Origin of the sequence: Catenulispora subtropica (assembly GCF_039531675.1) — a bacterium.
GTDB classification, from domain to species: Bacteria; Actinomycetota; Actinomycetes; order Streptomycetales; family Catenulisporaceae; genus Catenulispora; species Catenulispora subtropica.
In genome coordinates, this window is the sequence record NZ_BAAAQM010000075.1 from 26,371 (window position 1) to 48,284 (window position 21,914).

A 21,914-nucleotide genomic window follows, 5' to 3' on the forward strand; every position below is an offset into this window, starting at 1 on the left:
CCTAGCCGGTCGCGTTCACAGATGCGACTACCAACTTCTCGAGAGTGTCTGTTGACAGTGTTCACAGTGATCTGCTTATCTTTTCTTGTCCACGCAAGGTGGGTTCCTCAAAGGAGTACACAGATGTCCCGCAAGTTCGGCACGATCGGCGCGACGGCGGCAGCGGCCCTTCTGGCGGCCGGGGCGGCGGCGTGCCAGAGCAGCACGCAGGCCACCAAGGTCGGGAGCGACGCGCAGAGCGTCCAGACGAGCGGCACGTCGGCCGCCGGGTCCGCCAGCCCGAGCACCAGTGCTCCGGCGGCGAAGACCTTCAAGGTCGGCGACCAGGTGCAGAACGGCAAGTGGATCGTGACCGTCCACAAGGCCGATGTGCCCTTCACCCCGAAGAACGACTTCGACAAGCCCAAGGACGGCGACATGTTCGTGGTGCTGGACGTCGAGGTGAAGAACACGAGCGGTTCGGCCCAGGACTTCTCCAGCATGCTCGGGTTCGAGCTGAAGGACGGGGCGAACCAGACCTATGACGAGACCATCCTGGCCGAGGACGGCATGCCGGCGGTCCCCGAGGGCAGCGTCGCCGCGGGCGAGGCCAAGCGCGGCGAGGTGGCGTTCGAGGTCCCGAAAACGGCCAAGGGGCTGAAGCTGGAGTTCCGCGGCGGCGTCATGGACGGTCAGGTCGCGATCGACCTCGGGCACTGATCCGGGTGGTGATCCGCGTGCGGGAGGCCGGGGTCGCCGAGCCAGGAAGAGATTCCCCAGCGCGACGGGTTACCGATAGCGGAGGGGAGCACCGCGGCGGTGGCGACACATCCACCGCCGCGGTCCCCCTCCACTGCGACGGGCCTGGGGGCCAGGGGGCCTTGGGGCCTGCGAGCCCGCTGGCCCACAGCCCGGACTGCTTGCGGCCTCAGCCGGAGATCGGCAGCAGCGACGCCGGCGTGGTGATCGTGTAGGGCTCCCCGACCGGAGTCAGGCGCCCGGTCCCGGAGTCGACACGGAACACCGTGATCGAGTCCGAGCGCTGGTTCGCGCTGAACAGCAGCTCGCCGTCCGGGGACAGCACGATGTCCCGGGGCCAGGAGCCGCCTGCCGGCACCACCTCGACCGGCTCCAGGCGGGCGCCGTCCTCCAGGACTGAGAACACCGCGATGGTGTCGTCGACGCGGTTCGAGGTGTAGACGAACCGGTCGTCGGCCGACACGCGGATCGCGGCGCACCAGCAGTGGTCGGACGCCGCGCGGTCCTGCGCGGCGCGGCTGTCGACGGCCGCGCCGGCCTTGCCGACACCTCCGCCTTCGTCCCAGGCGCACACCATGACTGTCCACGACAGCTCATTGAGCAGGTAGAAGTACCGGCCGGAGCCGTGGAAGGCCAGATGGCGCGGACCGGAGCCGGCGGGCAGCTCGACGACGCTGTGATGCGCCAGGCGTCCCGCCGCGGGGTCGTACTCGTACACGTACACCGAGTCCGTGCCCAGGTCGACGGCCAGCACCCAACGCCCCGTCGGGGAGACCACGACCTGGTGCGCGTGCGGCCCCTCCTGCCGGTCGGCGCGCGGCCCGGACCCGGTGTGCCGGACGACCTGCGCCGGCTGGTCGCCTGTCACCCGGCCCTCCTGGTCGACGGGGAACACGGACACGGTGCCGGAGGTGTAGTTCGCGACGAACAACGTCGTCCCGTCCGGGTGCAGCGCCAAGTGGCACGGCGCCGCCCCGCCGCTGGCGGTCCAATCGCGCACATCGCTCGCGCCGTCGGCGATGGTGAACCGCGCCGACGCCACCCGCCCTTCCGGCTCCTGCTCGACCACCGCTGTCAGCACGCCCCGCGCACCGTCGTGGATGACGTAGGACGGGTCGGCGATGTCCACCACGGACACCGGGGACAGCGTGCCGTCGGCGTCGTAGCGCAGGCAGTGGACACCCATGCCGTAGCCACCGACCAAGAGATACGAGTTCACAGAGTCGACCATGGTCGGTATTCTCGCCCAAACGTCGAGGCCCGGCTCATCGGAGGGCTGATCCCGGACGCCTGAACGGGCCGGGATGCTGGAGCTGTGGCGACCGACCTGACCGATCCTGCCGATCCGACCGATCCGACCGATCCGACCGATCCGACCGATCCTGCCGATCCGACTGACCGACGCGACCCGGCCGACCGACTCCACCCGCCCGATGCGGCGCATCCGGCCGTCCCGGCCATCGCGTGCACCGGTCTGACCAAGCGCTATGGCACCGTGACCGCCGTGGACGGCCTGGACCTGGCGGTGCCCGCCGGCGAGGTCTTCGGCTTCCTCGGCCCCAACGGCTCCGGGAAGACCACCACCCTGCGAGTGCTGGCGGGCCTGGCCGCCGCCACCTCAGGCCGGGCGACGATCCTCGGACGCGGCCTGCCCGACCCACGGCTGGCCACGGTCGTCGGCGCCATGATCGAGGAACCCGCCTTCTACCCCTGGCTCACCGGCCGCGCCAACCTCGGCGTCCTCGAACGGACCGGACCGCCGATCCCGCGCGAACGCGACCGGGTAGCGGCGGTCCTCGACCGCGTCGGCCTCACCGAAGCCGCCGACCGCAAGGTCAAGGGCTACTCGCAGGGCATGCGCCAACGCCTGGGCCTGGCCGCGGCCCTGCTGCGGGATCCGCAAGTGCTTCTCCTCGACGAGCCGACCAACAGCCTCGACCCGGCGGGCATCCGCGACTTCCGCGCCCTGTTCCGCGCTTTGGCCGACGAGGGCCGCACCGTGTTCCTGTCGTCGCACCTGCTCACCGAAGTGGAACGTGTCTGCGACCGGATCGCGATCGTCCACCGCGGCCGCGTCGTCCGGCAGGGACGCGTCGCCGACCTCGGCCCGGACCTGGAGACGGCTTATCTGACTCTCACCGAGGATGCGCCATGAGACTGCTCACCGCCGAGCTGCGCAAGCTCAACCGGCCTCTGACATGGGCGCTCGTGGCGTTCGCGGCGGGCTTCTGTCTGTTGCTGGCCGTCGGGGCCGCCGACAACGCCCACGCCGATCTCGGCCTCGGAGACCGGGGCCGGCTTCACGCCGCCGGAGTCGCCGACCAGCTGTCGCCCGCGGCCGCCGGAGCCGAAGCGGCGGGCCTGATGGCCTCCCTGCCCGGCGCGTTCCTCGCCGCGCTGCTGGCCGGCGGCCATGTCGGGGGCGAGTGGACCGGCCGCACCATCACGAACCTGGTGTCCCACAACGGGTTCCGCACGCGGATCCTCGCCGCGAAGCTCGTCAGCACGTGGCTGGTGCTCGTCGTCATCGCCTTGCTCTGCTGGGCCGCCTTGGCTGCGGCCGGGCCGCTGATCGCCGCCGCGAACGGGTTGCCCCACGCCGGCGAGGCCGTCTCCACCGGCCTGGCCCGAAGCGCGTCGCAACTGGCGCGCGCCCTGCTGATCCTCGGCTTCTTCGCCGCGCTCGGTTTGGCCGCAGCCGTCGTCACCCGGAGCACCGTCGGAACCATCGCCGGCTCGGTCGCGGGCGTCGTGGCACTGCTGGCGCTGGGAACTCTGCCGGGGTGGGGACGGTGGACCCCCGCGACGTGGGTCGAGGCGTGGATGGGCTTCCCACCGGGGACGCGGTCGGTCAGCACTCTGCCGACGAACTTCTGGTCGCGGTTCACGGGCTCCGGGGCTCCTCCGGCCGCCTTGCTCGGACTGGTCGGCGTAGTCGGCTCGATCGTGCTCCTGGCCGGTGTCTCATGGCGGCTGTTCCGCCGGACGGACGTGGTGTGAGTGGCGGGGCCGGCGCCGTACGCTGCGCTTATGCGGGTACTCCGAGGACGAGGCCGGGTCTTCCCCCTGGTGACCGAACGCCGCGCCGACATCGCGGTGGTGCTCGGGCTGCTGTTGTGGGCGTTGCCGAATGTGCCCTGGTGGTGGCGTCCACCCGGGCACACGGGCACGCCGCCGGCGGTGTGCGGGTATCTCGTGCTCGGGATGGTGCAGTCACTGCCGTTCGTGATGCGACGCAGCCATCCGGTCGTGGTCGCGGCCGTGGTGACGGCGGCGTTGGCCGTGCACATGGCGGTGCCGGGGGACAAGACCGCGGCATTGGCGGCGGCGGTCGCGGCGGCCTACGGCATCGGCGCCTACACGCGGACCGCGCATCCTTGGGCCCGCCGCCTGGGCGTCCTGACGTTGCTGGCCGCCGCGATCGTGGCCTTCGAGGCGCATCGTGCGGTGTTCGGCGTGCCGCTGCTGGTGATCGGCACCGCGTTTCTGGTGGGTGAGGGGTCGGCGCAGCACCGGCGGGACACTGCGGGGGCGGTCGCTGAGGCGCATCGTGCTGAACGCAACCAGATCGCGCGGGAGCTGCATGATGTGCTGGCGCATCAGTTGACGGCGATAGTCGTTCAGGCCGGTTCGGCCCGGGTGGCGCTGGCTGCGGCTGCGACTGCGACGGCTGCGGAGGCCGACGGGGGTGGGTCGGTGGTGGCTGCGGGCGGTGGACCGATGACCGCGAGCGGTGAGTCCGTGGCGTCGGGTGGCGGCGGTTCGGCGGCGCGCGTCGAGCCGGTCGAGGTGCTCGGCGTCGTGGAGCGCCTGGCCCGCGAGGCGTTGGGGGAGCTGGGACATCTGCTGGGTGTGCTGCGCAGCGCGCCGGACGACGTCCTGGCCCGCCGTCCGGCCCCGGGCCTCCGGGACCTGGAGCAGCTTGCTGACATCGGCCGGGCGGCCGGACTCGCCGTGGCAGTGGAGGTGCGGGGACCGGCGCGCGTCCTGCCGGACGGTGCGGACCTGGTGGCGTACCGCATCGTGCAGGAGTCGGTGACGAACGCCGCCCGCCACGCTCCGGGAGCCAGGACCCTGATCTCGGTCCGCTACGACCCCGACGACCTCGCCATCACCGTCGCCAACGGCCCGGGCTCGCGGCCCGGCACCGGCCCCGGCCTCGGACGCGGCCTGCTCGGCATGCGCGAGCGCGCCGAACTCCACGGCGGCTCACTGCGCGCCGCGCCGACGGCCGACGGCGGCTTCGAGGTCCGGGCCCGGATCCCGGTGCCGGCATGAGCGCCGCCCGCGTTCCCGTCCGCGTTCTGGTGGTCGACGACCAGACTCTGGTCCGCGCCGGCTTGGTGCTGTTGCTCGACAGCCAGCCGGACATGGAGGTGGTCGGCGAGGCCGGCGACGGTTTCGACGCCGTGGTGCAGGCGCGTACGGTGAAGCCGGATGTGGTGCTGATGGACATCCGGATGCCGGGCATGGACGGCCTGGAGGCGACGCGCCGGATCACGGCGGAGGCAGTCGAAGCCGCGCCCCGGGTCGTCGTGCTGACGACATACGACCTCGACGAATACGTCTACGAAGCCCTGCGCGCCGGCTCCTGCGGTTTCCTGCTCAAGCACGCACCGCCGGAGGAACTGCTCCTCGGCATCCGGGCCGCGGCCGACGGGGGAGCCCTGCTGTCCCCACCGGTCACGGCCCGCCTGATCGCCGAGTTCACGACGCGCCGCCAGCGCCCCACGAAGCCGCCCCGCGAACTGGACCGCCTGACCGCCCGCGAACGCGACGTCTTCGATCTCGTGGTCCGCGGCCGCTCCAACACCGAGATCGCAGCGGAGCTCACCGTGGCCGAGACAACGGTGAAGACTCACCTCGGCCACGCCCTCGACAAGCTCGGCCTACCTACCCGCGTCGCCGCCGTGGTCTTCGGCTACGAGACCGGGATGGTACGACCCGGCGAGTCTTCGGAGAAGATGTCCTGAGCTCCTAGTGGTGGTCATGATGCTCATGGCTGTCATGGCTGTCATGGCTGTCATGGCTGTCATGGCTGTCATGGCTGTCATGGCCATGGCCGTCATGCCCATGGCTGTCATGGCTGTCGTGGCCGCCATGCCCCTCATGCCCCGCCATGTCATCCGGCCCCCCACCCATCATCCGCATCATCGCCATCCCCCCGGTCCGGAAGAACCGCACCAACAGCACAGCCGCCAGCACCAGAAACGCGATGTTCAAGAACGTCGTGTAGTTCCAATGCACACCCTCGCTCATCACCGTCATGCCATCCCGGTCCGGGATCCAGCCGAACAGGTTGAACAGCAACTCGACGGCGTAGCCCGCGCCGGCCATCGCGATGAAGAACGTCCACAGCAGGAACCACGCGGCGCGCTTGCCGTAGTACTTCTTGTAGATGTTCAGGATCGGCAGGATGATCAGGTCCGCGAAGATGAACGACGTCACGCCGCCGAAGCTGATCCCGCCCTTCCACAGGACCAGGGCCAGTGGCGCGTTGCCGATCGAGCACACGAAGCTCAGGACCGCGACCAGCGGGCCGACGAGTGGGCCCCAGATGCCGGCCAGGACCGGGTGGCCGGACAGGAAGAAGTGTTCCCAGAAGGAGTCCGGTACCCAGGCCGCGATCGCGCCCGCGACCAGTAGGCCGATCACCAGGTCGCGGAGGATCGCGGCCCACTCCATCACGAAGACGTGCGATACCGACGTGAACCCCGCGCGGGACAGCAGCCGCTTCAGGAACGACCCCTCTCCGGCCACGGACATGTCCATCGCCGCGTGTCCCTCCATGGAGCCGGCGACGCCGCGGTCGGCCTGGTCGCGGGCCTCGCTCAGCAGGCGGGTGCTCAGGAATCTGCGGAACAGCAGCGCCAGGACCGCGATCATGATCGGGCCGCCGATGAACTCGGCGAGGGTGAACTGCCAGCCCATCAGCAGCCAGAGGATCACGCCCAGTTCCAGGACCAGGTTGGTGGACCCGAACTGGAAGGCCATCGCGGCCGTGAAGTTCGCGCCCTTGCGGAACAGCGACCGCGCCAGCGCGACGGCCGCGTAGGAACATGACGACGACGCCGCGCCCAGCAGCGACGCCACCGCCAGTGTCCGCGGCCGGTCGTCGCCCAGCAGTCGCACGATCGTGCCCTTGCGCACCACTGCCTGGACCACGGCCGACAACGCGAACCCCAGGATCAGGGCCCAGGTGATCTCCCACGTCATCGAGCCCGTGATCTTCAACGCGTGTGCCACCGCACCCACCACTGCTGCCTCCCCGCCCCCGTGGTCATCGATGATCAATGGCGCTACCCTATACCGGTAGCCCGTATCGAGCGCGAGAGGGAATCATGACCGGAGTGGCCGGGAAGCAGCGCGTGCTTGTGCTGTTCTCGGTGCTGGCCGGGCTGTTCCTGATGCACGGGATCACCGGCGGCGGCACCGGCTGCCACGGCATGTCCCCGGCGGCGATGGCGATGACGTCGGCCGGGTCGCCCATGTGGCCCGGGCCGGCTGGCTCGACTTGGTCGGGATCGGCTGGATTGACTGGGTCTGCCCATGGCGCACCCATGCACTCCGCCATCCACGACGAACCCGCGATGCTGGTGCCCGCGCAGCCGAAGCCGGGCCACGCGCAGGCGGGGGAAACCTGCGTCCCCCTGCGCCCCGAAAGCTGGGCGGGCCTGTTCCTGCTGGCGTTCCTCATCGCCATCACCGCATGGCGGCCTCGCCTGCCGCATGGCACCAAGCTCGTTCGTCCCCATTGGCCGCACGGTCCACCTCGAACCGGCGTCCAGGTCCTGCACCAGCTGAGCATCTCCCGGACGTGACAGAGGGCTTCCTCAGCCACCTGCCACATCAACCGGAAGGTCTCATCACCCATGCGCTCTTTCAAGCGTGCCCGCACCCTGGCGCTGATCCCCGCGGTCGCGAGCGCCCTCGTTCTCACCGCCTGCGGCTCCTCCCGGAGCCACTCGTCCATGGCCGGCATGGACATGAAGTCCCCGGCCTCGTCCCCTTCGTCCACACCTCAGGAGTCTCCGATGTCCTCCGACCACTCCCACTCGATGTCCGGCATGGACCACGGCGACGAGCCCATGTACATGGGCGAGGGCCTGGCCACCAGCGACCAGGGCTACACCTTCGCGCCGACCGCCGACTCGGTCGCGGCCGACGGCTTCGGTTTCCGGATCGTGGGACCGGACGGTGCGCCGGTCACCGCCTTCGAGCCGGAGCAGACCAAGCTCATGCACTTCTACCTGGTGCGCTCGGACCTGACCGGCTTCCAGCACGTCCACCCGACGATGGCCGCGGACGGGACCTGGACCGCGCCGATCAAGGCCGCCGGGCCGGGGACGTATCGGGCCTACGCCTCCTTCATCGCCAAGGGCGCCGACGGCAAGCCGGTGGCGCTGACGTTGTCCAAGCAGGTCACCTCGCCGGGCACGGCGGCCGACGCTCCGCTGCCGGCCGCCTCGGCGACGGCCGAGGTCGACGGCTACACCGTCACCGTCGACGCCTCGAAGCTGATGGCCGGCATGGCGATGCCGCTGAAGGTGTCGATCGCCAAGGACGGGAAGCCGGTGACGGACCTGGAGCCGTATCTGGAGACGTATGCTCATTTGACCGGCTTCCACGCCGGCGACATGGCGATGGCGCACCTGCACCCCGAGGGCGGGCCCGCGACCACCGCGAACGGTGGGCCTGACCTGGACTTCGAGGCCACGCTGCCGAAGGCCGGGCAGTGGCGGATGTTCCTGCAGTTCCAGACTGGCGGGACGCTCCACACGGCGGCGGTGACGCTGAACGTCGGCTGACCTGGCGGGCGGCGGGACGCTGCCGACCCCTGGGGCTGTGCGGGGGGGCGGGCTGTGAGCGAGATCACAGGCCCGCCCTTCGGCATACATACCCTAGGGGGGTATAGTAAACGCCATGACCGAGCTGACTGTGATCGACAACGATGCGGCGTCCGCCGCCGGCTGTTCTTGCTGTGCCGCCCCGTCCGCCGATGCCGTCGCGGCCACCGAGCCGAAGGAGACCACCGTGTCCGAGAACGCGACCACCGCCGTCTACACCGTCTCCGGGATGACCTGCGGCCACTGCGTCAAGTCTGTGACCGAGGAAGTGAGCGCGATCGCCGGCGTCACCGCGGTCGACGTCGACCTCGCCAGCGGCAAGGTCACGGTCACCAGCACCGCGCCGCTGGCCGAGAAGGACGTCGAGGCCGCCGTGGACGAGGCCGGGTACGTGCTCGTGCACTGACGGTTCCGGGCTTGTCACGAGCCCTGACAGCCTCTTCAGGCCCCACCCGCTCTGCAGGTGGGGCCTGAAACATGTCCCGAGGTCTTCTCGTATGGTCATCAGGCCTCTACACTCCCGCCTCAGTTGCGAGGTGTGGGATGAAGATCGTCGTTTTGACCAAGCACGTCCCGCAGGCGATAGGGGAGGTGTCCTACGCGGAGGACCTGACGGTGAACCGGTCGGCGGTGCGCTGCCGGCTGGCGGATTCCGACGAGTACGCGGTGGAGCAGGCCGTGCGGATCGCCGCCCGGCGGCTCGACGTGCAGGTCACGGCTCTCACCATGGGCCCGGCCGGCGCGGTGGCCGCCCTGCGGTCCGCGCTCGCGCTGGGAGCCGACGAGGGCGTGCACGTGCTCGACGACGCCCTGCACGGCTGCGACGCCCCGGCCACCTCCCTCGTGCTCGCCGCCGCCTGCCGCCGCCTCGGCTTCGATCTCGTGCTCTGCGGCACCGCCTCCGCCGACGGCGCCATGTCCGTCGTCCCGGCCATGCTCGCCGAGCGCCTGGCCGTCCCCGCCCTCTGTTACTGCGACCGGCTCCACACCGACGAGGACGAGGTCTTCGCCCGCCGCCACGACGGCACCGTCGTCGAGGACCTCGTCGCCAGCATGCCCGCCGTCCTCTCCGTGACCGACCGCAGCGGCGAGCCCCGCTACCCGCGCTTCGAAGCCGTCGCCGAAGCCCGTCACAAGCTGGTCCGCACCTGGACCCTCACCGACCTCGGCGTCGATCCGGCTCGCGTCGGCCTCGCCGCAGCCGCCACCGCCGTCCACCGCGCCACCCGACCCGGCCCCCGACCCGCCACGGTCCCGGGCACCGATCCCACCGCGGCCGCCACCCGCATCGCCGACTTCCTGTCGGAACGACAGTTCCTCTGAGCACCTCCGGACATCGAGGCAAGGAGGCCCGATGGCGAAAGTGTTGGCGCTCGTCGACCGTGACGCGCGCGACGGCTCGGTGCGGCGTTCGGCCTGTGCGCTGCTGACGTTGGCGCGACGGCTGGGGGAGCCGGTCGCGGTGGTCGGAGGCGACCGCCCCGACGATGACGCGATCAAGACCCTGGCCCGCTTCGGGGCCACCGAGATCTGGTGCCTGGCCGACAGCCCGGCGGCGCCGGCCAAGCCGGCCACGCCGGTCACGCCGGTCACGCCAGCTGTTCCGGCCACCCCGACCACCCCGACCGCCCCGGCCCGCGCCAGCGACGCCGACCTCCTCCACCACCTGGCGGACCGCCTCGATCCGGCCGCCATCCTCATCCCCGCGACGTACCACGGCCAGGAAACCGCCGCCCGCCTGGCGGTCCGCCTGGACGCCGGCATCATCACCAACGCGATCGACGTCCTGCCCGGCACCGACGGCGAGCCGGTCGCCATCCAGCGCTGCCTCGCCGACTCCTACCTCGTCGAGTCGAGCGTCGTGCGCGGCGTGCCGGTCATCACCGTCCGGCCCGAGGCGGCGGTGCCCGAGCCGCACCAGGCCGAACCCGTCGTCCACACCGCGGCGGTCGAACCGTCGCCGATACCCGCCCCCCGTATCACCGCCACCCCCGAGCCGCCGCGGGACCGTCCGCCGCTGGACCGGGCCGACATCGTCGTCGCCGGCGGGCGGGGCATCGGCTCGCGCGCCGCGTTCGCCGTCCTGGCCGAGGTCGCCGACGAGCTCGGGGCGGCCGTGGCCGGCTCGCACACCGCCGCCGACCTGGGGTGGGTGCCGCGTGAGGCGTGCGTGGGCCTCACCGGCAAGACGGTGCACCCGCGGCTCTACCTCGCCTGCGGCCTGTCCGGGTCGGTGCGGCACCGGGCCGGGATGCAGGGGGCGAAGACCGTGGTCGTGATCGGCGACGATCCGGCCGCGCCGATCTTCAAGCTCGCCGACCTCGGGGTGGTCGGCGACGCGCAGACGATCCTGCCCGCGCTCCTCGCGGAGATCCGGGCCCGCAAGGCGAACGACGTCCCGTAACCGACCGAACGGAGGCCCCTGTGGCTGTACGACTCATCATCGGCGCGGCGATCACGCTCACGGCGTTCGCGTTGGCCGGACGCCGGGTGCTGATGCTCTATCGCCTGGGCCGCTCGATGCAGCCGGTGGAGCCCGGGCGCGCCGACAGTCCGGGTGTGCGGCTGTGGGCCGTGATCACGGAGGTGTTCGGCCAGCGCAAGCTCCTGCGCTGGTCCGGTCCGGGCCTGGCGCACTTCGCCGTGTTCTGGGGCTTCGTCATCCTCGGCGCCACCATCGTCGAGGGCTTCGGCGCCCTGTTCGACCGCGACTTCCACATCCCGCTGATCGGCACCGCCACCTGGCTGGGCTTCCTGGAGGACTTCTTCATCTGCGCGGTCCTCGCCGGCCTCGCCGGGTTCGCGGTGATCCGGCTGCGGCAGGACCCGGAGAAGGCGGGCCGCACATCGCGGTTCTTCGGCTCGCACACCACCGCCGCCTGGTTCGTGCTGTTCATGATCTTCAACGTGATGTGGACGCTCCTGCTCTACCGCGGCGCCCAGATCAACACCGGCAACTTCCCCTTCCCGCACGGCGCGTTCGCCAGCCAGGCCGCCGGCCACGTGCTGCACGGCGCCGGCAAGACCGCCAACGACGTCTTCGAGACCGTCGGCGTCCTCGGCTCGCTCGGCGTGGTCCTGAGCTTCCTGGTGCTGGTCGTCCACTCCAAGCACCTGCACATCTTCCTCGCGCCGTTCAACGTCGCCTTCTCCCGCCGCCCCCGCGCGCTCGGCCCGCTGCTCCCGGTCTACTCCGGCGGTCAGAAGGTGGACTTCGAGGACCCGGGCGAGGACGACAAGATCGGCCGCGGCGCGATCGAGGACTTCACGTGGAAGGGCCTGCTGGACTTCGCCACCTGCACCGAGTGCGGACGCTGCCAGTCGCAGTGCCCGGCGTGGAACACCGAGAAGCCGCTGAGCCCGAAGCTGCTCATCATGAGCCTGCGCGACCACGCTCTGGCCAAGGCCCCGTATCTGCTGGCCGGCAGCGACGAGGCCAAGGCGGCCCTGGAGACCAGCGCGGTCGACGTCTTCCAGGAAGCCCAGCGCCCGCTGGTCGGCGGCGCCGACGTCGGGGGCGTGATCGACCCCGACGTGCTGTGGTCCTGCGTGACCTGCGGCGCCTGCGTCGAGCAGTGCCCGGTGGACATCGAGCACGTCGACCACATCGTCGACATGCGCCGCTACCAGGTCCTGATCGAGGCCGAGTTCCCGCGCGAGGCCGGCACCATGCTCCGCAACCTGGAGAAGAACGGCGACCCGTGGGGCCGCGGCGCCAAGGCCCGCCTGGAGTGGACGGCCGGCCTGCCGTTCGAGGTCCGCGTCCTCGGCGCGAACGGCGAGGAGCGCATCCCGGACGACGTCGAGTACCTGTTCTGGGTCGGCTGTGCCGGGTCGCTGGACGACAACGCGAAGAAGACCTCGCGCAACGTCGCCGAGCTGCTGCACGAGGCCGGGGTCGAGTTCATGATCCTGGGCTCCGGCGAGACCTGCACAGGTGACGCCGCGCGCCGTCTCGGTCAGGAGTTCCTGTTCCACGAGCTGGCGACGCAGAACGTGGAGACGCTCAACGCCGCCGGCGCCAAGAAGGTCGTGGTCACCTGTGCGCACTGCTTCAACACCCTGGCCAACGAGTACCCGCAGCTCGGCGGCCACTACGAGGTCGTGCACCACACCGAGCTGCTGGCCCGCCTGATCAAGGACGGCCGGCTCCGGCCGGCCGGCGAGGTGGACGTCGCGGTCACCTACCACGACCCCTGCTACCTCGGCCGGCACAACCGGGTCTTCGACGCGCCGCGCGACATCCTCGGCGCGGTGCCCGGCGTGAAGCTGAACGAGATGCCGCGCAACCGCGAGAAGTCGTTCTGCTGCGGGGCCGGCGGCGCGCGGATGTGGATGGAGGAGACGATCGGCACGCGGATCAACGAGACCCGCACCGACGAGGCGCTGGGGACCTCGCCGGACCTGGTGACGGCCGCCTGCCCCTACTGCATCGTGATGCTGACCGACGGAGTCGCCACGCGCAAGCAGCAGGGGAAGGCGGACGAGGCGGTGCGGGTCGCGGACGTGTCGGAGGTGCTGCTGCGGTCGGTGCGCAAGCCCGAGGCGGCCGACCCCGGCTCCGGTGCCGATCCCGCCCCTGGCCCCGGTGCCGTTCCCGCCCCTGGCGCCGCCCCCGACTCCGGCGCCGCTACGACGCCGTGACCTCCCGCAGCACGCTGATCAGCGCGTCGGGCCGTTCCTCGACCGGGACCAGGTCCACGAAGTAGGTGGCGATGCCGAGGGCGGACCCGCCGCCGTCGGCCTCGTGGTCGCCGACCATGACGGCCGACGCCGGGTCCACCTCCAGCTTGTCGCAGGCCAGCTGGAAGATCGCCGGATCCGGCTTGATCAGCCCGACCTCGTAGCTCAGCACCACCGCGTCCAGCAGTTCCAGCAGGCCGGAGCGCTCCAGGTGCGGCCGGATGTCGAAGGAGATGTTGCTGATCACCGCGGTCGCCAGGCCGCGGTCCTTCGCCTCGCTCAGCGTCTCGAGCGCGTCCGGGTACGGCAGCCAGGCCTCGGGGGCGTAGCTGCGCTCGTAGAGCGGGTCGACCAGTTCCTCCCACGGCCACCCCGACTCCCGGATCAGGCCCGTGTAGCAGGCGCGGTGGTGCGGTTCGTCAAGGTCGCGCGTCGCGTATATCTCAGCCAGGTGCTCGGGGATGCGGGTCGGATAGGCGCCGTACCAGGCTCCGGCGTCGATCAGGGCCGCGGCCCGGTGCGCGACGGTGGCGTCGTCCAGGCCCAGCCCAGCCGCGTCGGTGACGGCGCGCACCCACCGCTCCGCCGGTTCGATGCGCATCAGGGTGCCGGAGAAATCGAAGAGCATTGCGCGGGGATGGTCCATGGCTCCGACTGTAGAGGACTCCTTACCGCGGCAGCGCGGCGATCCACTCCACGACCGCAGCCACCAAAGCGTCCAGCACCGGCTCCTCAGTCTTCTTGACCTTGAAGCCGTGGTCCCCCGCCGGCAGCGCCACCAGGCGGTGCGTGCGCGGCAGCTGCGGGAACTCGGCGGGCGTCCCGAACGGATCGGTGGCGCCCTGCACGACCAGCGTCGGCAGGCCGCTGTCGACGAGCTCGTCGGCGCGCGACTTCTCCGGCTTGCCCGGCGGATGCAGCGGGAACGCCAGCGCCACCACGCCGGCCGCGCCGCTCTCGGCCCCGGTGCGGCATGCCACTCGCGCCCCGGCACTGCGCCCGCCGACCAGGAACGGCGTCCTGCGCGCACCCTCGCGCACGGCCTCGGCCACCGGCAGCCACCCGGCGTCCAGCGTCTTCGGCGCCGGCGCCAGCCTCTTGCCCGCGACCACCCACGGCTGCTCGACGAGCACCACGTCGATGCCGGCGCCCGGCAGGCCCGCGGCCAGCGCCTGGAGATCCGGCGCCGCGATGCCGCCGCCGGCACCGTGCCCGAGCGCCAGCACCGCCCGCCGCTTCCGCGCCGGCGCCGGGAAGCGGGTGATCCGCGCGTCACCGGCCGGGGTGGGGATCAGCTCTTGCACGCAAGCGAGGGTAGCCGCCGGACGCGGCTCCAGCGCGGCGGACGCGCCCGGGTCGTGCGTCCTCGCGAAGCCCACGGCCCAGTCCTCAGCCCGCATCCAGCCAGAGCCGCAGCTTCTCCGGATTCAGCACCGCCCACACCCGCGTGATCCGGTCCCGGCGATCGCGAACGCCAGCACCGAAGCGGTGACCCCGTGGATCCGCGCCGCGAGCCCGGGCCGGGCGCTGACGGTGCACTCCACGAACTCCGGCCCCGGCGTCCCGCCGCGCTCGGCGAAGAACCGCGCCACCGCCGCGGCGCCGACGATCGGTTCCGGTGCCGCGTGCCCGAGCCCGCCGCCGTCCCCGGTCGCCACCGCGTCCGGTGCGAGCACCCCGAGCAGAGCCCCGATGTCCTGCGCCTCCCACGTCATCCGGACGGCGTTCACGGCCTCCGACACGCTGCACGGCGGCCAGGAGACGACCATCCTGGCGCTCGCCGACACCTTTTATCACTGGGGTGGAATCATCGTGCCGCCCGGCTACACCGATCCGATCCAGTTCCAGTCCGGCAACCCCTACGGCACCTCGCACGTGGCCGGCGGCGGCGCCCCCGGCGACGTGGCCCTGGAAGCGGCCCGCCACCAGGCCCGGCGCTGCGTCGACACCGCGGCCGCGCTGAAGGCGGGCCGGGCCGCCGGCTGATCTCCGGCCGGTCCCCGGGGCGGGCGGCGGGGCCGGACTCTATCCCAGGTCAGGGGCTTTCGCCCGTCGGGACCCCGAACTCCACCGCCCACCAGGCGTGCCCCTGGTTCCGCCGGTTAGAGTCGAAGCCATGAGCACGCATTTCGATGTCGTCGTCCTGGGCGCCGGCCCCGGCGGATACACCGCGGCGGTCCGGGCCGCCCAGCTCGGCAAGCGGGTCGCGGTCGTGGAGGAGCGCTACTGGGGCGGCGTCTGCCTGAACGTGGGGTGCATCCCGTCCAAGGCCCTGCTGCGCAACGCCGAACTGGCGCACACCGTCCAGCACGAGGCGAAGACCTTCGGCATCTCCTCGAACGGCCCGATCACCTTCGACTACGGCGCCGCCTACCAGCGCAGCCGCCAGGTCGCCGACGGCCGGGTCAAGGGCGTCCACTACCTGATGCGCAAGAACAACATCACAGAGTACGACGGACGCGGCACCTTCCTGGACTCCCGCACGCTCAGCGTCGCCAAGTCCGACGGCTCCAGCGAGACCGTCACGTTCGACAACTGCATCATCGCCACCGGCACCCGCACCCGGCTGCTGCCCGGCACCTCGCTGTCCGAGCGTGTGGTCACCTATGAGGAGCAGATCCTCAGCGCCACGCTGCCGGAGAGCATCGTGATCGCCGGGGCCGGGGCGATCGGCGTGGAGTTCGCCTACGTGCTCAACAGCTACGGCGTCAAGGTCACCATCGTCGAGTTCCTCGACCGCATGGTGCCGCTGGAGGACGCCGAGGTGTCCAAGGAGCTGGCCCGCCAGTACCGCAAGCTCGGCGTCGACGTGCTCACCGGCACCCGGGTCGACGCCATCGACGACTCCGGCCCCAAGGTGCGGGTCACCGTCACCGGCAAGGACGGCGCCCAGCAGGTGCTGGAGACCGACAAGGTGCTGCAGGCCATCGGCTTCGCGCCCAACGTCGACGGCTACGGCCTGGACAAGACCGGGGTGGCGCTCACCGAGCGCGGCGCGATTGCGGTGGACGGCCGCGGTCGCACCAACGTCCCGCACATCTTCGCCATCGGCGACGTCACCGCCAAGGTGATGCTGGCGCACGTGGCCGAGACCCAGGGCATCGTGGCGGCCGAGACCATCGGCGGCGTCGAGACCATGGAGATCGACTTCGTCATGGTGCCGCGCGCCACCTACTGCCAGCCGCAGATCGCCAGCTTCGGCTGGACCGAGGAGCAGGCCCGGCTGGAGGGCTTCGACGTCAAGACCGTGAAGTTCCCGTTCAGCGCCAACGGCAAGGCCGCGGGCCTGGGCGACGCGGTCGGCTTCGTGAAGGTGATCAGCGACGCCAAGTACGGCGAACTGCTGGGCGCGCACCTCATCGGCCCTGAGGTGACCGAGCTGCTGCCGGAGCTCACCCTCGCGCAGCAGTGGGACCTCACGGTGCACGAGGTGGCCCGCAACATCCACGCGCACCCGACGCTCGGCGAGGCCGTCAAGGAAGCCGTCCACGGTCTTGCCGGACACATGATTAACATGTAGATCAGTATGTTGATGGGGGGAACCGACCCGGAGGAAGGACCGGACATGACCGACGGCAGACGGGACTGGGCGCCTGCTTCGATCAATGTGGACCAGCCCAGCTCGGCCCGGGTCTGGGACTACTTCCTGGGCGGTTCCCACAACTTCGCGGTCGATCGGGAGGTGGCCGAGGCCGCGATCGCGTTCAAACCGGACATGCCGGAGCTGGCCCGCCAGGTGCGGATGTTCCTGCACCGCGCGGTCCGCACCGCCGCCGCGGCCGGCGTCGACCAGTACCTGGACATCGGCGCCGGCGTCCCGACCATGGGCCCGGTGCACGAGGTCGCCCGCGAGACCCGCCCGGGGGCCCGCGTCGTCTACGTCGACCACGACCCGGTGGCGGTCGCGCACGGTGTGGCGATGCTCGCCGGCGACCCGGACGCCGCGTTCGTCCAGGCCGACGCCCGCTCCCCGCGCGCGATCCTCGACGACCCGCGGGTGCGGGCCCTGATCGACTTCGACCGCCCGGTGGCGGTGCTGCTGTGCAGTCTGCTGCACTTCGTCGCCGACGCGGACGACCCGGCCGGCATCGTGGCCACCCTGCGCGACGCCCTCGCCCCCGGCAGCTTCCTGATCCTGCAGCACGCCTCGCACGACGGCCAGCCGCGCGAGACCATCGCCATGCTGGAGATGTGGAACGCGAAGTCCCCGGAACCGATGACCTGGCGCACCGCCGGCGAGATCGAGGCGCTCCTGGACGGCTTCACACCGCTGACGCCGGGTGTGGTGCCGATGCCGTTGTGGCGGCCCCTGCCCGAGGAGGCCGAGCGGGCCGCGCAACACTCCGACCGGTACGCTTCCTACGCCGCCGTGGCCGTCAAGCCCGGCGCATCCGGCTGACGGAGTCGGCGAGAGGCGGCACGACGTGACGACGCACAGCGCGGAAGCCGGGATCGGTGGCACCGAGCCCGGAACGGGCGTGGCCGCCATCGGCGAGGCGGACTTATGGGGCCGTGGGGGAACGCAGCAGGGCGCGACGGCCGTCGGCGTGGGGATCACGGTCGGCGCCGGCAGCAATCCGCACGCGGCCCAGGCGGCCTTCGAATCCGGTGAGCACCATGGCCGCCGGCATCCGGGGCCGGGGTTCGAAGCCGCCGCCGACCATCGCGCCCACGTGGTCCCCGAACCGAACGGCGAACACGGCCATCCGCCACGAATATCCACGCCGCCGCCGGCACAGAAGGCGGCTTCGAGCGCTGCCAAGGCTCTTCATCCCGGGTCCGGTGGCCACCACCAGAACCGTGAGCCGAACCACGATCCGAACCACGATCCGAACCACGATCCAGACCCCGGCCCGGACTCCGACGCGGGTCCCGGCCCGGCCGTCGCCTTCGCCCAGGCCTGGGCCGCCGCCCTGGCCGCCGCCGCGGCCACACCAATGGGCTACGACCACGCGCTGCGCGTCGTCACCCCGCTGGCCGAGCAGGTCGTCGCCGCCCCGGACGATCCCGAGCTGACCCGCAAGATCGGCGAGCAGGCCGCCGGCGTCCTCATCGACGCGCACTGCTTCCAGGGCGCGTGCGTCGCGGCCACCGTCGAGGTGCTGGACCGGCACCTGCCGCCGTTCCTGCGCCCGGCCACCCGCACCGCGCTGCGCGCCGGCCTGGCCGCCGCGTTCGCCGAGGGCCTGCGCGAGCGCACCCGCGCCGAACAGGCCTCGATCCACGAGGCCGTACTCACCGCCTACCGCGCCGGCGAGGCCCGGTTCCGCACCGTCTTCAGCAACGCCGCGCTGGGCATCGTCATCACCGACCGGCACGGCCAGGTGCTGGAGGTGAACCCGGCGCTGGCCGAGATGCTCGGCGTCGACGCCTACGGCGCGCGCGGCCGCCCGATCCGGAACCTGATCACCCCGGCCGACCCGGTCGAGTACTGGCACGGGTACGACGCCCTGCTGGCCGGGCGCGCGGTGGAGACCGAGTCCGACACCCGGATCCGGCGCGCCGACGGCGGCGAGGTGTGGACGCACGTGCGCACCACCGCGGTGCGCGACGACGACGGCGAGGTCGCGCTGCTGATCGGCCTGCACGAGGACGTCACCGCCCGCCGCCTGGCCACCGACCAGCTGCGGCACCAGGCCACCCACGACGCGCTGACCGGCCTGCCGAACCGGGTGCGGCTGCTGGACGCGGTCGGCGAGCTGCTGCGCTCGGCCGGCCCCGACGACCGCCTCGGGCTGGCGTTCCTGGACCTGGACGGCTTCAAGGGCGTCAACGACACCCTCGGCCACCACGCCGGCGACCGGCTGCTGACCGAGGTCGCGGCCCGCCTGTCGGCCGCCACCGACCCGCGCCGGCACGTGGTGGCCCGGATGGGCGGCGACGAGTTCGTGATCCTGTTCCGCCGCACCCAGGGCCCGGAGTCGGTGTTCCCGGTGCTGGAGCGGATCCTGGCCGAGGTCCGCCGGCCGATCGTGCTGGACGGCCACAGCGTCACCGTCACCGCCAGCGCCGGGCTCGTGGAGCGGCCCGCCGAAGCGGCCTCCGCCACCGAGCTGCTGCGCGCCGCCGACATCACGCTCTACTGGGCGAAGTCCGCGGGCAAGGCCGACTACGCGTTGTTCGACGAGGACCGCAACGCCCGCGAAGTGCACCGCTACGCCCTGGCCCAGGCGCTGCCGGCGGCGCTGGAGACCGGCGAGATGTTCCTGGACTACCAGCCGATCGTCAGCCTGGCCGGCGGCCGCCCACCCCTCGTCGAGGCCCTGGTCCGCTGGCGCCACCCGGAGCGCGGCCTGCTCCGGCCGGCCGAGTTCATCCCGGTCGCCGAGGAGACCGGCGCGATCGTCGAACTCGGCCGCTGGGTGCTGGAGCGCGCCGTCCGCGACGCCGCGGCGTGGCCGCAGGGCCCGGCGGTCGCGGTGAACGTGGCCGTGCGCCAGGTCCGGGACACCGGCCTGGTCCACGACGTGGCGGCCGCACTGGCCGCCTCCGGCCTGCCGCCCGAGCGCCTGTGCCTGGAGATCACCGAGACCGCGCTGATGGACGCCGAGGACGACCGCCTCCCCGGCCCCGGCACCCTGCGCGCCCTGGCCGCCCGCGGCATCGGCATCGCCGTCGACGACTTCGGCACCGGCTACTCCAACCTCGCCCGCCTGCGCCACCTGCCGGCCACCGCCCTGAAGATCGACGCCTCCTTCGTCGCCGACCTCGGCGATCCCGAAGGCGACCGCTTCGCCGAGTCGGTGATCACCAGCCTGGTCGCCCTGGCCCACGCCAGCGGCATGACGGTCACCGCCGAGGGCGTGGAGAACGCCGCCCAGGCCCGCCGACTGGCAGCCCTGGGCGTGGACTACGCGCAGGGCTTCCACTACTCGCCGCCGGTCCCGGCCGAGGAGATCCCGGCGGTGCTGGAGCGGCTGGCGGTCGCCACGGGGAGCCCGGGTGACTCAGGGCTCGGATAAAGCGCTCGACTAAGGGTTCGAGCAAGGCTTGAAGACGGCTGGATGCAGGGGCGAGGGGAGCAGGGGCGAGGGCGGAGGGCGAGGGCGCAGGGCCGGGCTCCGCTGCGGTTGGTCTGTGGTTTTACAATCAAGGGCTTATTACGACCTTCGGCCAGGGTGTTGATGGTGCGGGGTCCGGGCTGGTGGGTGGGTGGTTCGGCTGGCGGTTGTGGTGTTCACGACCCCGCCCCGCCTGGTCACGTCCACTGGAGTGGTGTAACTGACCTTGAGTTGGGCTCTAGCGCGTAGGGAGCCATCGCAGGACCTTCAAAGGGAAGGCTCATTTTCCCGAAGGGCGGCCCTGCGATGGCTCTCTCCCAGTCTGAACTGTTGGACCTGCTGGCGTCACTGCGTTCTTCCGACAACACCGACATGGTCCGCACCGTGTTGGAGCGGATCCTGCAAGAACTCATCGAGGCCGAGGCCACCGCCGCGATCGGCGCAGCACCGTATCAGCGCACCTCAGAGCGCACCGGTGTGCGCAACGGGCACCGCGACCGCGGCCTGACCACCGCCGCCGGCGACGTGGAGTTGCACATCCCCAAGCTGCGTACCGGCTCCTTCTTCCCATCCCTGCTGGAGCGCAGGCGTCGCATCGACCAGGCGCTGTTCGCGGTCATCATGGAGGCCTACGTCCACGGCGTCTCCACGCGTTCAGTCGACGATCTGGTCAAGGCACTCGGCGCCGATTCCGGGATCTCCAAGAGCCAGGTGTCGAAGATCTGCGCAGGCCTGGACGGCGAGATCACCGCGTTCCGCGACCGGCCGCTGGATCACAGCCCGTTCCCTTACATCTTCTTGGACGCGACCTACTGCAAGGCCCGGGTCAACCACCGCATCGTCTCCCAGGCCGTGGTCATCGCCACCGGCGTCAACGCCGACGGAAACCGCGAGGTGCTGGGGTTCGCCGTCGGCGACAACGAGACCGAGGCGTTCTGGAAGGAGTTCCTGCGCTCCCTGCGGGCCCGCGGTCTGACCGGGGTGCAGCTGGTGATTTCCGACGCCCACGCCGGCCTGGTCGCAGCGGTCGCGCAGGTCTTCCTCGGCGCGGCCTGGCAGCGCTGCCGCGTTCACTTCGTCCGCGATGTCCTGGCCAAGATCGAGCCCGGTTCCGGCGAGATGGTCGCCGCGACCATCCGCACCATCTTCGCCCAGCCCGACGCCGCTACCGTCCACAGCCAGCTACACCTCGTCGCTGATCTACTGGCCGCGCAGTTCCCGCCGGTCAAAGACATGCTCATCGCCGCCGAGACCGACATCACCGCCTACGCCACCTTCCCCAGAGCCCACTGGACCAAAATCTGGTCCACCAACCCGCTGGAACGCCTCAACCGTGAGGTCAAACGCCGAGCCGACGTCGTCCAGGTCTTCCCCAACCCGGCCGCACTAGCCCGGCTGACCGGCGCCGTCCTGGCCGAACTCCACGACGAGTGGCAGGTCACCGACCGCCGCTACCTATCCGAGAGCTCCATGGCCGAGCTGCTGGGCACCGGCACCACCGCCGTCATCACCGGACCGACCGCACTGCCACGAGGCAAGAAGACGGCCTGATCAGAGAACTTTTACACCACTCCAGTGGACGCCATCCCCCGCCTGGGGTCTCTTCGGCTGCCGGTCGGTGAGGTGGTCAGCCCGTCTCGGCGGT

At 71.5% G+C, this 21,914-nt stretch carries 20 protein-coding genes and 1 pseudogene; 16 read left to right on the forward strand and 5 right to left on the reverse strand.

Annotated features, from left to right (window positions below; translation table 11 throughout):
- Positions 1 to 123: 123 nt before the first annotated feature.
- On the forward strand, positions 124 to 699 hold the full coding sequence (locus ABD466_RS40000) for a DUF4352 domain-containing protein (RefSeq protein ID WP_344662516.1): 576 nt from the start codon (positions 124 to 126) through the stop codon (positions 697 to 699).
- Between the two features lie 208 nt (positions 700 to 907).
- On the opposite strand, the gene ABD466_RS40005 is transcribed toward ABD466_RS40000, so the two are convergent.
- Positions 908 to 1,969, reverse strand: coding sequence for a lactonase family protein (locus tag ABD466_RS40005; protein WP_344662517.1), 1,062 nt, complete (start codon positions 1,967 to 1,969; stop codon positions 908 to 910).
- A gap of 84 nt (positions 1,970 to 2,053) precedes the next feature.
- On the opposite strand from ABD466_RS40005, the gene ABD466_RS40010 reads away from it, so the two are divergent.
- Genes ABD466_RS40010 through ABD466_RS40025 form a run of 4 tightly spaced genes read left to right on the forward strand, consistent with a single transcriptional unit; the run spans position 2,054 to position 5,711 of the window.
- On the forward strand, positions 2,054 to 2,893 hold the full coding sequence (locus ABD466_RS40010) for an ABC transporter ATP-binding protein (protein ID WP_425558859.1): 840 nt from the start codon (positions 2,054 to 2,056) through the stop codon (positions 2,891 to 2,893).
- Positions 2,890 to 3,738, forward strand: coding sequence for an ABC transporter permease subunit (locus ABD466_RS40015; protein ID WP_344662518.1), 849 nt, complete (start codon positions 2,890 to 2,892; stop codon positions 3,736 to 3,738). The genes ABD466_RS40010 and ABD466_RS40015 overlap by 4 nt, the downstream gene beginning before the upstream one ends.
- A gap of 30 nt (positions 3,739 to 3,768) precedes the next feature.
- Complete coding sequence (locus ABD466_RS40020) at positions 3,769 to 5,016, forward strand: sensor histidine kinase (RefSeq protein ID WP_344662519.1); 1,248 nt, start codon at positions 3,769 to 3,771, stop codon at positions 5,014 to 5,016.
- Positions 5,013 to 5,711 (forward strand): response regulator, encoded by a 699-nt coding sequence (locus ABD466_RS40025; protein WP_344662520.1) that lies wholly within the window; start codon positions 5,013 to 5,015, stop codon positions 5,709 to 5,711. The genes ABD466_RS40020 and ABD466_RS40025 overlap by 4 nt, the downstream gene beginning before the upstream one ends.
- 4 nt (positions 5,712 to 5,715) lie before the next feature.
- Here the strand turns inward: ABD466_RS40025 and ABD466_RS40030 are convergent, their stop codons facing one another.
- Complete coding sequence (locus tag ABD466_RS40030; protein WP_344662536.1) at positions 5,716 to 6,993, reverse strand: permease; 1,278 nt, start codon at positions 6,991 to 6,993, stop codon at positions 5,716 to 5,718.
- Between the two features lie 86 nt (positions 6,994 to 7,079).
- Here ABD466_RS40030 and ABD466_RS40035 point away from each other — a divergent pair, with 86 nt between their 5' ends.
- From ABD466_RS40035 to ABD466_RS40060, 6 genes are all read left to right on the forward strand, one after another.
- Positions 7,080 to 7,559: a hypothetical protein gene (locus ABD466_RS40035; protein ID WP_344662521.1), complete on the forward strand. Its 480-nt coding sequence runs from the start codon at positions 7,080 to 7,082 to the stop codon at positions 7,557 to 7,559.
- Positions 7,560 to 7,610: 51 nt separating this feature from the next.
- On the forward strand, positions 7,611 to 8,546 hold the full coding sequence (locus tag ABD466_RS40040; RefSeq protein ID WP_344662522.1) for a hypothetical protein: 936 nt from the start codon (positions 7,611 to 7,613) through the stop codon (positions 8,544 to 8,546).
- Between the two features lie 115 nt (positions 8,547 to 8,661).
- Positions 8,662 to 8,991, forward strand: a complete 330-nt coding sequence (locus tag ABD466_RS40045; protein ID WP_344662523.1) for a heavy-metal-associated domain-containing protein — start codon at positions 8,662 to 8,664, stop codon at positions 8,989 to 8,991.
- Positions 8,992 to 9,128: 137 nt separating this feature from the next.
- Complete coding sequence (locus ABD466_RS40050; protein ID WP_344662524.1) at positions 9,129 to 9,908, forward strand: electron transfer flavoprotein subunit beta/FixA family protein; 780 nt, start codon at positions 9,129 to 9,131, stop codon at positions 9,906 to 9,908.
- Positions 9,909 to 9,939: 31 nt separating this feature from the next.
- Complete coding sequence (locus tag ABD466_RS40055) at positions 9,940 to 10,989, forward strand: electron transfer flavoprotein subunit alpha/FixB family protein (RefSeq protein ID WP_344662525.1); 1,050 nt, start codon at positions 9,940 to 9,942, stop codon at positions 10,987 to 10,989.
- Between the two features lie 20 nt (positions 10,990 to 11,009).
- Positions 11,010 to 13,229, forward strand: a complete 2,220-nt coding sequence (locus tag ABD466_RS40060) for a (Fe-S)-binding protein (RefSeq protein WP_344662526.1) — start codon at positions 11,010 to 11,012, stop codon at positions 13,227 to 13,229.
- Here ABD466_RS40060 and ABD466_RS40065 read toward each other — a convergent pair.
- The 3 genes from ABD466_RS40065 to ABD466_RS40075 all read right to left on the reverse strand — a co-directional run bounded on the left by ABD466_RS40065 (position 13,216) and on the right by ABD466_RS40075 (position 14,983).
- The gene (locus tag ABD466_RS40065) at positions 13,216 to 13,914 is read right to left on the reverse strand and encodes an HAD family hydrolase (RefSeq protein ID WP_344662527.1); all 699 of its coding nucleotides are present in this window, start codon (positions 13,912 to 13,914) and stop codon (positions 13,216 to 13,218) included. The two genes, ABD466_RS40060 and ABD466_RS40065, sit on opposite strands and share 14 nt — an antisense overlap.
- Before the next feature lie 22 nt (positions 13,915 to 13,936).
- On the reverse strand, positions 13,937 to 14,572 hold the full coding sequence (locus ABD466_RS40070) for an alpha/beta hydrolase family protein (protein ID WP_344662528.1): 636 nt from the start codon (positions 14,570 to 14,572) through the stop codon (positions 13,937 to 13,939).
- Positions 14,573 to 14,695: 123 nt separating this feature from the next.
- Positions 14,696 to 14,983, reverse strand: coding sequence for a sigma-70 family RNA polymerase sigma factor family protein (locus ABD466_RS40075; RefSeq protein ID WP_344662529.1), 288 nt, complete (start codon positions 14,981 to 14,983; stop codon positions 14,696 to 14,698).
- On the opposite strand from ABD466_RS40075, the pseudogene ABD466_RS40080 reads away from it, so the two are divergent.
- The 5 genes and pseudogenes from ABD466_RS40080 to ABD466_RS40100 form a co-directional block, all read left to right on the forward strand.
- Positions 14,982 to 15,254 (forward strand): annotated as a pseudogene (locus ABD466_RS40080) (NADPH-dependent FMN reductase family protein); the annotation flags it as partial. The gene ABD466_RS40075 and the pseudogene ABD466_RS40080 overlap by 2 nt on opposite strands.
- A gap of 130 nt (positions 15,255 to 15,384) precedes the next feature.
- Entirely contained in the window at positions 15,385 to 16,788 is a 1,404-nt protein-coding gene (lpdA, locus tag ABD466_RS40085; protein ID WP_344662530.1) for a dihydrolipoyl dehydrogenase, read from the forward strand.
- Positions 16,789 to 16,833: 45 nt separating this feature from the next.
- Positions 16,834 to 17,667, forward strand: a complete 834-nt coding sequence (locus tag ABD466_RS40090; RefSeq protein ID WP_344662531.1) for an SAM-dependent methyltransferase — start codon at positions 16,834 to 16,836, stop codon at positions 17,665 to 17,667.
- 25 nt (positions 17,668 to 17,692) lie between these two features.
- Positions 17,693 to 20,230 carry a putative bifunctional diguanylate cyclase/phosphodiesterase gene (locus tag ABD466_RS40095; RefSeq protein ID WP_344662532.1) on the forward strand — a complete coding sequence of 846 codons (2,538 nt, stop codon included), beginning with the start codon at positions 17,693 to 17,695 and terminating at the stop codon, positions 20,228 to 20,230.
- Positions 20,231 to 20,575: 345 nt separating this feature from the next.
- Positions 20,576 to 21,820 (forward strand): IS256 family transposase, encoded by a 1,245-nt coding sequence (locus ABD466_RS40100; protein WP_344662533.1) that lies wholly within the window; start codon positions 20,576 to 20,578, stop codon positions 21,818 to 21,820.
- Positions 21,821 to 21,914 lie beyond the last annotated feature (94 nt).